9 protein-coding genes, 1 tRNA gene and 2 pseudogenes are annotated in these 11,214 nt (G+C 73.3%); 5 read left to right on the top strand and 7 right to left on the bottom strand.

The genetic code is table 11. The annotated features are described in order from the left end of the window. Window positions 1–84: 84 nt before the first annotated feature. The 3 genes from IEV65_RS12985 to IEV65_RS12975 form a co-directional block, all read right to left on the bottom strand. Window positions 85–699: an arsenate-mycothiol transferase ArsC gene (locus IEV65_RS12985; RefSeq protein ID WP_188431440.1), complete on the bottom strand. Its 615-nt coding sequence runs from the start codon at window positions 697–699 to the stop codon at window positions 85–87. Between the two features lie 572 nt (window positions 700–1,271). After that, window positions 1,272–2,018 carry an NAD-dependent epimerase/dehydratase family protein gene (locus IEV65_RS12980; RefSeq protein WP_229735256.1) on the bottom strand — a complete coding sequence of 249 codons (747 nt, stop codon included), beginning with the start codon at window positions 2,016–2,018 and terminating at the stop codon, window positions 1,272–1,274. Between the two features lie 8 nt (window positions 2,019–2,026). Continuing rightward, window positions 2,027–2,743: a FadR/GntR family transcriptional regulator gene (locus IEV65_RS12975; protein ID WP_188431436.1), complete on the bottom strand. Its 717-nt coding sequence runs from the start codon at window positions 2,741–2,743 to the stop codon at window positions 2,027–2,029. A gap of 188 nt (window positions 2,744–2,931) precedes the next feature. Between IEV65_RS12975 and IEV65_RS12970 the strand changes: the two are divergent. From IEV65_RS12970 to IEV65_RS12955, 5 genes and pseudogenes are all read left to right on the top strand, one after another. Continuing rightward, window positions 2,932–3,542: pseudogene (locus IEV65_RS12970) on the top strand (N-acetylmannosamine-6-phosphate 2-epimerase); the annotation flags it as partial. Further along, a pseudogene (locus IEV65_RS15785) lies at window positions 3,541–3,780 on the top strand (glucosamine-6-phosphate deaminase); the annotation flags it as partial. The pseudogenes IEV65_RS12970 and IEV65_RS15785, both read left to right, overlap by 2 nt. Further along, entirely contained in the window at window positions 3,781–4,923 is a 1,143-nt protein-coding gene (locus tag IEV65_RS12965) for an N-acetylglucosamine-6-phosphate deacetylase (RefSeq protein ID WP_188431434.1), read from the top strand. Window positions 4,924–4,943: 20 nt separating this feature from the next. Beyond that, a complete protein-coding gene (locus tag IEV65_RS12960) occupies window positions 4,944–6,842 on the top strand; it encodes an anthranilate synthase family protein (RefSeq protein ID WP_188431428.1) in 1,899 nt (632 codons plus the stop codon). 54 nt (window positions 6,843–6,896) lie between these two features. Then, window positions 6,897–7,988 carry a carboxylate-amine ligase gene (locus IEV65_RS12955; protein WP_229735255.1) on the top strand — a complete coding sequence of 364 codons (1,092 nt, stop codon included), beginning with the start codon at window positions 6,897–6,899 and terminating at the stop codon, window positions 7,986–7,988. A 17-nt stretch (window positions 7,989–8,005) separates the two neighbouring features. On the opposite strand, the gene IEV65_RS12950 is transcribed toward IEV65_RS12955, so the two are convergent. The 4 genes from IEV65_RS12950 to IEV65_RS12935 all read right to left on the bottom strand — a co-directional run bounded on the left by IEV65_RS12950 (window position 8,006) and on the right by IEV65_RS12935 (window position 10,940). Next, on the bottom strand, window positions 8,006–8,515 hold the full coding sequence (locus IEV65_RS12950; RefSeq protein WP_229735254.1) for a DUF4442 domain-containing protein: 510 nt from the start codon (window positions 8,513–8,515) through the stop codon (window positions 8,006–8,008). 18 nt (window positions 8,516–8,533) lie between these two features. Next, window positions 8,534–9,562 (bottom strand): glucose-6-phosphate dehydrogenase (coenzyme-F420), encoded by a 1,029-nt coding sequence (fgd, locus tag IEV65_RS12945; protein ID WP_188431422.1) that lies wholly within the window; start codon window positions 9,560–9,562, stop codon window positions 8,534–8,536. Further along, complete coding sequence (locus IEV65_RS12940) at window positions 9,559–10,755, bottom strand: acyl-CoA dehydrogenase family protein (protein ID WP_188431420.1); 1,197 nt, start codon at window positions 10,753–10,755, stop codon at window positions 9,559–9,561. The genes fgd and IEV65_RS12940 overlap by 4 nt, the downstream gene beginning before the upstream one ends. 111 nt (window positions 10,756–10,866) lie before the next feature. After that, window positions 10,867–10,940, bottom strand: a tRNA-Phe gene (locus IEV65_RS12935). Window positions 10,941–11,214: the final 274 nt, after the last annotated feature.

The raw sequence follows: 11,214 nt of genomic DNA, 5'->3' as shown, positions 1-11,214 counted from the left end.
CTCGGTCACCCGTTCAGAGGTATGCCGTCGCCGGCCCTGGATCCTTCCGGGGCCGGCGTCGGCGTCTGTGCAGCGGTGCGAGGGTTAGACCAGGAGCTCGTCGAGCAGCCCGCCCACCAGCCCCTCGATCTGGTCGCGGGCCCGGCGGACGTCGTCGAGGTCGCGGCCGGTGCCGAGGTCGACCTCCCACCGGGTCACCGGGACCCGCGTGCTCGGCAGCGCGCACGCGGTGCCGTCCACGTTGATGGTCACGATGCGCTCCACGCTGGTCGCCGCCGCGGGGGTGACCGGCTTGGGGAAGGCCTTGAGGAGCGCCACGCCGCGCTCGCTCATCACCTGGTTGACGGCCGGCAGGATCTGCTCCGCAGGGCGGACGCCGGCCGACCACGCGCGCACCCGGCCGCCGCCCAGCTCGTTGGCCAGGCCGGCCGCGATCTGTGACGGTCCGGCGTTGGCGGGGCAGACGAACAGCACGTCGTGCGCGCCGTAGGGATCCGCACCGCGCGTGGTGGCCCGGTGCTCCACCTGCTCCAGCGCGAACCTCCGGATGAACACGGGCAGGTACGGCCCGGCGGCGGCGGTCTGCTCGAGGTCACGCACGGCGGTCTCGACGACCTCGCGCACCTCCTGGCTGGTGAACGTCGCGACGTAACGGTGCGTCAGCTCGTCGACGATCTGCTCGACCTGCTGGTGGTCCATGTGCCGGCTCCCTCCGAGTGCTGCGTCATCGCGGTCCCCCTATCCCACGCCCGCTCCGCGACGGGCGGGTGAACAGGACGTGCACGTCGTCGGGCGCTCCGGCAAGCGTTGTGCGCCAGCGCGTTCGGGGAGGGCGTCCCGCAAAGATCGTCACGCAGGAGTCGGGAACGGTCCCGACATCCACGGGACGCTCTTTCACGGGACGCTCTGTCGCGGGCGCCTATCCCAGCGCTGCTAGACGTCGGGCCAGCGGGGGGAGGTGTGCTCGCCCTCGGGCGCCACGTCCTCCTCCTCGCCATCGTGGGTGTGGCGGTGGTGTCGGCCGGTGGCGCGTGCGGTGCGGTGCTGGGCGCAGCTGGGGTCCGGTCAGGCGTTCGCCATGGACATGACCTCACGATGGCGTCCGGCAGCGATGGCCCCGGCGCAGATCCTCCGCACAGATCGTCCCGCGAGGATCGTCACGCAGGAGTCGGGAACGGTCCCGACATCCACGGGACGTTCTTTCACGGGACGCCTTCTCACGGGAGGCTTTCTCACGGGACGCTCAGTCGCGGGCGCCTTGCGCAGCGTTGCTAGACGTCGGGCCAGCGGGGCGAGGTGGGCTCGCCGCCGGGCACCACGTCCTCCTCCTCGCCCGCGGCCGCCTGCCACGAGTCCTGCGGCCGGTAGCCCAGGTCGACGGTGGCTCCCGTCAGGTCCCAGCGTCGGTTGGGGTTGTCGGAGGTGGCGTAGTAGATGCCGAAGCTGACGGGCGCCTCGATCGCGCAGCGGAAGACCTCCACGGTGTCGCGCTCGCTCAGCCACATCGCCCGGAGCAGCTCCTCCTGCGCCGCTCCGTAGTCGCCCGTCGACCAGCCGATCCGCAGGGCGACCACCTCCAGGCCGTGCGCGTCGTGGTAGTACCTGCCCAGCGTCTCGGCCACGGCCTTGGAGACGCCGTACAGCGAGTCCGGGCGCGGTGGCATGGAGGCGTAGACCGGCCAGCTGCCCTCCTTGTCGTACATCCCTGTCACGTGGTTGGACGAGGCGAGCACGACGCGGCGCACCCCGGCCCGGACGGCCGCCTCGAGCACGGTGCGGGTGCCGACGATGTTGAGGTCCAGCACGCTGTCCCAGTCGGACTGCGGCGAGGCGGCGCCCGCCAGGTGGACCACGGTGTCCACGCCGTCGAAGGCCTGCGTGCAGGCGTCCAGGTCCCGCACGTCGAGGACGTCGAGGCCCGACTCGGGGTCGGCATCGGTCAGGACCAGGTCGACGTGCGCCGCCAGCCCCTCGGCGAGCGTCCGGCCGACGTCGCCGGCCGCTCCGGTCAGGAGCACCCGCCGGCTCATCCGTTCGCCAGGGCCTGGTCGATGGCGTTGCGCAGCGGGGCGTAGTGGCGCAGCACGGCCTGCTGGTAGGCCTCGGCGTCACCCGCCTCGAGCGCGTCGAGCATCTCGTCGTGCGCCTCGACGGTGGAGTCGATGTCCGCGGCCCGGGGTATGCCGAGCATCGGCACGACGTTGGTGTGCACCTCCCAGAAGGCGGCGACGAGCTGGCGCACCAGGGTGTTGTCGAGCGGGGCCAGCAGCTGGCGGTGGAACTCACCGTCCTGCGCGGCGAAGCTCTCGCCGGCGCGGCTGTGGGCGCGCATCTGCGTGACCAGCGCGCGGAGCGCGGAGTTGGTGGTGCCGCGGTAGTGGGCGGCCAGCTCGTCGGCCACCCCGAGGTCGAGGGCGATCCGCACCTGCAGCACCTCGCGGAGAGTGCCGAAGGTGCCGTCCTGGTTGAGCGAGCCGCGGAAGACCAGGCCGGACACGAGCGGGGCGAGGGAGAGGCCGCCGACGTAGGTGCCGTAGCCGTGGCGCACCTGCACGATGTCGAGCGAGGCGAGGGTGCGGATGGCCTCGCGGACCGAGGACCGGGAGACGCCGAGGACCTCGCACAGCTCGGTCTCGGTGGGCAGCGGCTCACCGCTCGTGAGCCCGTGGTCCCGTATGTAGCCCTTGATCGCCTCGGCGGTCGACCACGACGTCTGCCGTCGACGGCTGTCCTGAGAGAGCACGGCGGCTCCCTTGTCCGCTTCTGCCACGTTCGCGACCTTCCTCCTTGACGATCAACCTCGCAGTTTCTAGTGTGACACACACCCGACATCAGATGTCCGATGTCCGACCCTCGAGAGGCTCGCGATCAATGACGAACGCCCTCCAGCACTCACTGGGCCGGCGCACGGCATACCAGCGGAGGTCACCGATGATCCTCACCCTCGACGAGCTCAGCGCCCGCACCGCGGGGCGGCTGGTCGTGTCCTGCCAGGCCTACCCGGGTGAGCCGATGTCGCCGCGGCGGTCGTGGAGGGCGGCGCGGCCGCGGTGCGCGTGCAGGGCCTGGACGACGTGCGGGCCACGGTCGCCGCCGTCGACGTGCCCGTGATCGGGCTGTGGAAGGACGGCGACGAGGGGGTCTACATCACCCCGACCCTGCGCCACCCCCGGGCGGTCGCCGAGGCGGGCGCGCACGTCGTCGCCGTCGACGCCACCCTCCGGCCGCGCCCCGACGGCAGCAGCGTGGCCGACCTGGTCCGCCTGCCGCACGACGAGCACGGCGTGCTGGTGATGGCCGACTGCGACGACCTCGCCTCCGCCGTCGCGGCCGCCGAGGCCGGGGCCGACGTCGTCGGCACCACGCTCGCGGGCTACACCGGCGCCCGGCCGCGCACCGAGGGCCCCGACCTGCGGCTGCTCCGCGAGGTGGTCCGCGAGCTGCCCGGGCACGTCGTCGTCGCCGAGGGCCGGATCCACACCCACGAGCACGCGGTCGCGGCGCTGGCGGCCGGTCCCCACGCCGTCTGCGTCGGCACCGCAGGGCATCGCCACGATCCTGCAGGCGCGCCATCTCGTGCTGCTCGCGCTGGGGGTCGGCAAGGCGGAGGCGGTCCACCATCTCGTCGAGGGCGCGGTGAGCGCCCTGTGGCCCGCGACGGCCCTCCAGCTGCACCCGCACGTCACCGTCCTGCTCGACCCGGGCGCTGCGTCGCGCCTGCAGCTCAAGGACTACTACCGTGAGACGTATGCCGCGAAGCCGACCTGGCAGGAGCTCTAGGTGAGCGTCAGCCTCGTCCGCGCGGACCGCGTCCTCACGCCGGACCGCGAGCTCGCCGACGGGTGGGTGCTCGTCGAGGGCGACCGCATCGTGCAGGTGGGGCAGGGGCGCGCGCCGCTCGGTGCCGCGGACGGGGGCCGGTATGCCGTGCTCGTCCCCGGCTTCGTGGACATCCACAACCACGGCGGGGGCGGTGCGGCGTTCGCCGACGGTGCGGAGGCGGCCCTGACCGCGCGCGACGCGCACCTGCGGCAGGGCACCACCACGGTCGTCGCCAGCCTGGTCACCGACACGGTGGAGCGGCTCCTCGAGCAGGTGCGGGTGCTGAGGCCGCTCGTCGAGGCCGGGCTGGCGGGCCTCCACCTCGAGGGGCCGTGGCTCTCCGAGCGGTGGTGCGGGGCCCACCCGCCGCAGCTGCTCGCCGACCCCGACCCGGCCGACGTCGCGGCGCTGGCCGACGCCGCGGGCGAGGCGCTGGTCATGGTGACGCTGGCGCCGGAGCGCGCCGGTGCCCTGGACGCGGTGCGGGCGCTCGTCGCCCGCGGCGTCCACGTGGCCGTCGGCCACACCGACGCGACCTACGACCGGACGCGGGCGGCGGTGGCCGCCGGGGCCACGGTGGCGACCCACCTCTACAACGGCTGCCGTCCGCTCCACCACCGCGAGCCAGGCCCGACGACCGCGCTGCTCGAGGACCCCCGGGTGGCGGTCGAGTCGATCGTCGACGGCACCCACCTCCACGAGGCCGTCGTCCGCTCGGTCGCCCGCCAGGCGGGCGAGCGCTGGGTGCTCGTCTCGGACGCCATGGCGGCGGCCCTCGTGGGTGACGGCAGCTACCGCCTCGGGACCCTCGACGTGGAGGTCGTCGACGGCGTCGCGCGGCTGGCCGCTGCCGGGCCCGACGGCGCGCCGGGCTCCATCGCCGGCAGCACGCTCAGCCTGGACCGGGCCGTGCGGACGGCGGTCGCCGCCGGGGTGCCGCTCCGGGACGCCGTGCACGCCGCCACGGCGGCGCCTGCGGCGGCGATCGGCCGGGACGACGTCGGCCGGCTCGCCCGCGGCTGCCGGGCCGACCTCGTGGGGCTGGACGACGCGCTGGTGGTGCGACGGGTCATGCGCGGGGGGAGCTGGGTCGGGGCGTGAGGGATGGGAGACTGTCGCTCATGCCCCAGCGCCTCCTCGACCAGATCCTCGCCGACCCCTCCGGCCAGTCGTGGGCGGTGCTGCTGCGCGAGGGACGCGCCGAGGCCGAGGTCATCGTCGGCGAGGTCGTGGACCTCGAGCTGCTGCGCGACCTGCCCCGGCCCCTGACCGGCGCGCCGGTCCTCGCGCTGGTGCCCTACCGCCAGATCACCGAGCGCGGCTTCGACGCCCACGACGACGGCACCCCGCTGCGCGTGCTGCGCCCGACGGACGCCACGGCATACCGGACGATCCCGGTGGCGGACCTGGTGGCGGCCCTGCCGACGGCGACCGTCGCGGTCACGGACGAGCGCTTCAGCGTCAGCGACGAGGACTACGAGGCGACGGTCGCGCGCGTGATCGAGGAGGAGATCGGCAACGGCGAGGGGGCCAACTTCGTCATCCGCCGCGACGTCGTGGCGCGCACGGACGCGGACCCGGCGACCGCCGCGCTCACCTGGCTGCGCACCCTGCTGACCGACGAGCGGGGCGCCTACTGGACCTTCGCCGTGCACACCCCCGGGCACACGCTCGTCGGCGCCACCCCGGAGCGGCACGTCAGCGTCCGGGACGGCCGCGTGTGGATGAACCCCATCTCGGGGACCTTCCGCCACCCGCAGGACCCCGGCCCGGAGGGTGCCGTGCTGCGGGAGTCCTTCGCCAGCTTCATCCGGGACACCAAGGAGACCGAGGAGCTCTTCATGGTGGTCGACGAGGAGATGAAGATGATGGCCCAGATCTGCTCCGACGGCGGACGCATCACCGGTCCCTCGCTCAAGCAGATGGCGCACCTCACCCACACGGAGTACCTCCTCGACGGCTCCAGCGAGTCCGACGTCCGCGACGTGCTGCGGGCCACGATGTTCGCGCCCACCGTCACTGGGTCCCCGATGGAGAACGCCTGCACGGTCATCCAGCGCCATGAGCCCGACGGCCGCGGCTACTACTCCGGGGTGCTCGCGCTGCTGGACCTCGACGAGGAGGGCGGCGAGCGGCTGGACGCGCCGATCCTCATCCGCACCGCCCACGTCGACGACGCCGGCACGATCACCGTGAGCGCCGGCGCCACGCTCGTGCGGCACAGCGACCCGCGCTCCGAGGGGGCCGAGACCTCGGCGAAGGCGCGCGGCGTCCTGGCCGCGCTGGGCCTGCGGCCCCGCCGCGAGCTGGGGTATGACGTGCAGCTCGCCCTGCTCCCGGGGGTCGCGGAGGACCTGGCGGCCCGCAACGAGACGCTCTCGCCGTTCTGGCTCGCGCCGCAGGAGAGCCGCCCCGACCCGCTGCTCGCGGGCCGGCGGGTGCTCGTCGTGGACGCCGAGGACACCTGGACCCAGATGCTGGCCCACATGGTGCGGCACGTCGGGATGGCGGCCGAGGTGCGGCGCTGGGAAGGGGTGAGCCCCGCCGACGTCGTCGACCCGGCCTGGGACCTCGTGCTGTGCGGCCCGGGTCCCGGTGACCCGACCGACCTGTCGGACCCGCGCATCGCGCGGCTGCGCGACCTGCTGGCGGCCCGTCTGGACGCCGGTCTGCCGCTGCTGGCCGTCTGCCTCTCCCACCAGGTGCTGGCCGCGATGGCCGGCCTGGAGATCGCCAAGCTGGACCGCCCCAACCAGGGCGTGCAGATCCCGGTCGACCTGTGGGGGACCGTGCGCCGGATCGGCTTCTACAACACCTTCGTCGCCCGCCCGCCGGCGCCGGGCACGCAGGTGTCGGTCGCGGGACGTCCCCTCGAGGTTGCGGTGCACGCTCCGCACGACGCGGTCGTCGGGCTGCGCGGACCCGGCCTGGCCACCATCCAGGGGCACGCGGAGTCGGTGCTCTCCCGGGACGGGCTGGTGGCCCTGCACGGCCTGCTCAGCCACGCCGTGCACGGCTGAGGCAGCCGCCCACTGGGGTGGCTGTACGGCGGTGGCGGGAGGAGGATGAGCCCCATGCGCACCGTCGGTGTGGAGGAGGAGCTGCTCCTGGTCGAGCCGGGCACCGGCGAGGCGTTGCCGGTGGCGAGCTCGCTCCTCGGCGCCGACGACCCCCTGCTTGACGGGGAGTTCCTCGAGGAGATGGTGGAGGTCCAGACCCGCCCCCACACGTCTGCGGACGGCCTGCTCGACGAGCTGTGCGCGCTGCGCCGGCACGCCGCCGCGCGCGCTGCCACCGTCGGGGCGGCGCCGGCCGGGCTGGCGACCTTGTCCCTGGCCAGCGGCGGGCACGTCCGCGAGGTAGAGCGCTACCGCCGGATCTGGGACACCTACGGCGCCCTTGCGCGGGGTCACCTCACCTGCGGCTGCCACGTGCACGTGGGCGTCGCGGACGAGCACGAGGGGGTCGGGGTGCTGGACGGAGTCCGCAACTGGCTACCCACCCTCATGGCGCTCACGGCCGGCTCGCCCTTCCACGCCGGGGCGGACACCGGGTTCGCGAGCTACCGCTGGCAGCTGACGGCCCGGTGGCCGGTGTCGGGCCCCCCGCCGTGGTCCGGTTCGAGCACCGCCTACCACCAGTACGTCGACGCGCTGATCGACCAGGGGCTGATTTTCGACGAGGGCATGCTCTATCTCGACGCCCGCCTGTCCGCCCACGTGCCGACGGTCGAGATCCGGATCGCCGACGTGAGTCCCGACGTGCGGGACACGGTCGGTCTGGCGCTGCTCGTCCGTGCCCTCGTGGAGACCGAGGCCAGGCGGTGGCGGGCCGGCCGTGGCCGCGGACAGGCTCACCCGCCGGTGTCCACCAGCGAGCTGCAGCGGCAGACCTGGCTGGCGTCGTGGCGCGGTCTCTCCGGCCCGCTCGTGGACCCCCGCAGCGGTCGTCCGGTGCCGGCCGCGAGGGCGGTCGGCGAGCTCCTGCGGCACGTGCGGCCGGCCCTGGTCGAGAGCGGGGACCGGCCGGAAGTGGAGGCGTGGGTCGAGGGGCTGCTCGGGGTCGGCGGAGAGGCCGGCCGTCAGCGTGCCGTGCTCGAGAGCACGGGGTCTCTCGGCGAGGTGGTCGCCGACGCCGTGCGTCGGACGGTCGAGCTACCGCGCTGACCCGTGGGCTGCTCGCGTCAAGGCCGCGCCTCCCGCACGTAGATCTGCTTGCGGACGCGCGCCACGACCGTGCCGTCGTCGGCGACCACGTCGGTGCTGAACCAGCGCAGCACCTTCGCCCCGCCCACCGCGGCCTCGCGCAGCTCGTCGAGGACCTCGTCGGTGAGCTCGAAGGTCGCGGTCACCGACGTTCGCCCCGGGGAGACGAACTCGATCTCCGCCGCCTTGTCCCACACGACATACCCCGGTCCGAGGTGGCGCAGGATGAGGAACATCCAGAACGGGTCCGTCATCGAGAAGAGCGAGCCACCGAAGAGCGTGCCGACGTAGTTGCTCGTGAGCGGGCTGGGCGCCAGCCGGACGCGTGCGGAGCGCCAGTCGGCGCCGATGTGCTCGACCCGGATGCCGGTGAAGAGGAACGGCGGCCACAGGTTCATCCCGTGACGCAGGGCTGTCGGCGTGCTGGCGAGCGCCTTGAGGCGCCCGACGCGCTGGGCGCGACCGACCGCGGTCGAGGTGTTACTCATGGGTAACATCCTGCCAGGTCAACCGGGAAGGTCCGCCCCGAGCTCGGCCAGAGGACCGGCGAGGTCCTCGGCATACTGCTCCAGGAACCGGCGCTGGTCGTGCCCGGGGGCGTGCAGGACGAGGTGGTCGAACCCGGCCTGCACGTAGGGGCGCACCTGCTCGACGATCTCGCCCGGGTCGCTGCCCACGATCCACCGCCGCGCCACCTGCTCGATCGGCAGGGCGTCGGCGAACCGCTCCATCTCGACCGGGTCGTGGATGCTGTGCTTCTGCTCCGCGGTGAGGGACAGCGGCGCCCAGAACCGGGTGTTCTCCAGCGCGGCCTCGCGGTCGCGGTCGTAGGAGACCTTGATCTCGATCATCCGCGCGAGCGGGCGGTCGGGGTTCCTGGACAGCGCGCGGCCCTCCTCCACGGCCGGGAGCAGCTCCTCGGTGTAGAGCTCCATGCCCTTGCCGCTCGTGCAGATGAAGCCGTCGCCCATGCGGCCGGCGTACTTCGCCATCGTGGGGCCACCTGCGGCGACGTAGACGGGGACGCCGCCCTCCGGCACGTCGTAGACGGTGGCGTCCTCGGTGCGGTAGAAGTCGCCCTCGAAGGTGGTGCGGTCGCCGCCCCACAGCTCCCGCATCAGGCGCACAGACTCGCGCAGACGCGCGAAACGCTCCTTGAAGTCGGGCCACTCGCCCGGCACACCACCGGTCGCGCGCTCGTTGAGCGCCTCGCCGGAACCGACCCCGAGCACGATGCGCCCGGGGTAGAGGCAGCCGAGGGTCGCGAACGCCTGCGCGAGCACGGCCGGGTTGTAGCGGAACGTCGGGGTGAGCACCGACGTGCCGAGCACGATCGACTCGGTGCGCTCCCCGACCGCGGCGAGCCAGGCCAGCGCGAACGGCGCGTGCCCGCCCTCGTGCCGCCAGGGCTGGAAGTGGTCGGAGACGAACGCCGACTGCATACCGGCCTGCTCCGCCGCGACGGCGAGCTCCACGAGCTCGCGGGGGGCGAACTGCTCGGCGGAGGCCTTGTAGCCGATGGTGAGCGCGCTCACCGGAAGGCCTGCTGTCCGGTGAGCGTCTGGCCGATGGTCAGGGCGTGCATCTCGCTCGTGCCCTCGTAGGTCAGGACGCTCTCGAGGTTGTTGGCGTGCCGCATGACGGGGTACTCCAGCGTGATGCCGTTGGCGCCGAGGATCGTCCGGGTCGTGCGCGCGATCTCCAGGGCCTCGCGGACGTTGTTGAGCTTGCCCAGGCTGATCTGGGCCGGCGCCAGCCCGGCGCGGTCCTTGGTGCGACCGAGGTGGAGGGCGAGCAGCAGCGCCTTGCCGTACTCCAGCGTCATGTCCGCGAGCTTGGCCTGGGTCAGCTGGAAGCCGGCGATAGGCCGGTCGAACTGGACGCGGGTGCTCGCGTAGTCGATGGCCGTCAGCAGGCAGTCACGCGCGGCGCCGACCGCGCCGAAGACGATGCCGAAGCGCGCCTCGTTGAGGCAGCCGAGCGGGCCGGAGAGGCCCACGGCACCAGGCAGCTGGGCGGAGGCGGGCAGCCGGACGCCCTGGAGGACGAGCTCGCTGGTGACCGAGGCGCGCAGCGACATCTTGTGCTTGATGACGTTGGCGGTGAAGCCGGGCGTCGCGGTGGGCACCACGAAGCCGCGCACGCCCTCGTCGGTCTGCGCCCAGACGACGGCGACCTCGGCGACCGAGCCGTTGGTGATCCACATCTTCGTGCCGTCGAGCACCCAGTCGTCGCCGTCACGCCGGGCGACCGTGCGCATGCCGGCAGGGTTGGACCCGAAGTCCGGCTCGGTCAGACCGAAGCAGCCGACCGCCTCGCCGGCCGCCATCCGCGGCAGCCACTCCTGCTTGTGCTCCTCGCTGCCGTACGCCCAGATGGCGTACATCGCCAGGCTGCCCTGCACGCTGACGAGTGAGCGGATGCCGGAGTCGCCGGCCTCCAGCTCCAGGCACGCCAGGCCGTATGCCGTGGCGCTCGTCCCCGCGCAGCCGTAGCCCTCCAGGTGCATCCCCAGGACGCCCAGGCGGCCCAGCTCGAGGGCCAGCTCCCGGAGCGGCAGCTCGCCGGTCTCGTACCAGCCGGCGACGTGCGGGCGGACGTGCTCGGCGACCACGTCGCGGACGGTCTGCCGGATCGCGCGCTCCTCGTCGTCGAGGAGGTGGTCGATCTCGAAGAGGTCGTCGGGACTCACCGGGGCCTTGAGCCGCCGGGGGGAGGGATACGCCATCCCCCGACGATAGCCATCCGCTCCCGGACACACGAAAGCCCTGGACACGCGAAAGCCCCGGACACGCGAAAGCCCCGGGGGCATCAGGGGCGGCCCCGGGGCTTGTCGCCGTGGCCAGGGGCGGGGTCGAACCGCCGACCTTCCGATTTTCAGTCGGACGCTCGTACCAACTGAGCTACCTGGCCGTAAAGAAGAGTCCCGGTCGACATGGTGCGGCCGGAACAGAAGTACTGTACCCGATGCCGTGAGCGGCTCCCAAACCTCAGGCGTCGGACACGCCGGAGGCCGCGTCCAGGCGCTGCAGGAGGTCGTGCGCGGCGAGCTCGAGGTGCCACGCTGTCCAGAACGTACTGGCGGGCGTCGATCAGCTCCCGGCAGCGGCCCGCCCGCCTCGTTCAGCTCGTAGGTGGCCATGCTCACATGCTGACGCCCTACCGCGGGGAGCGCGACCCGGTGTAG

The organism is Ornithinimicrobium tianjinense, from assembly GCF_014636495.1.
Classification (GTDB): domain Bacteria; phylum Actinomycetota; class Actinomycetes; order Actinomycetales; family Dermatophilaceae; genus Ornithinicoccus; species Ornithinicoccus tianjinensis.
The sequence above is the reverse complement of the archived record's forward strand: the minus strand, read 5'-3'. Positions and strand labels throughout refer to the sequence as shown.

What these genes read in the sequence shown, in the direction of transcription:
- IEV65_RS12985 (WP_188431440.1), bottom strand. Translation starts at nt 699, where the DNA reads ATGGACCACCAGCAGGTCGAGCAGATCGTCGACGAGCTGACGCACCGT.
- IEV65_RS12955 (WP_229735255.1), top strand. Translation starts at nt 6,897, where the DNA reads ATGCGCACCGTCGGTGTGGAGGAGGAGCTGCTCCTGGTCGAGCCGGGC.
- IEV65_RS12950 (WP_229735254.1), bottom strand. Translation starts at nt 8,515, where the DNA reads ATGAGTAACACCTCGACCGCGGTCGGTCGCGCCCAGCGCGTCGGGCGC.
- IEV65_RS12960 (WP_188431428.1), top strand. Translation starts at nt 4,944, where the DNA reads ATGCCCCAGCGCCTCCTCGACCAGATCCTCGCCGACCCCTCCGGCCAG.
- IEV65_RS12940 (WP_188431420.1), bottom strand. Translation starts at nt 10,755, where the DNA reads ATGGCGTATCCCTCCCCCCGGCGGCTCAAGGCCCCGGTGAGTCCCGAC.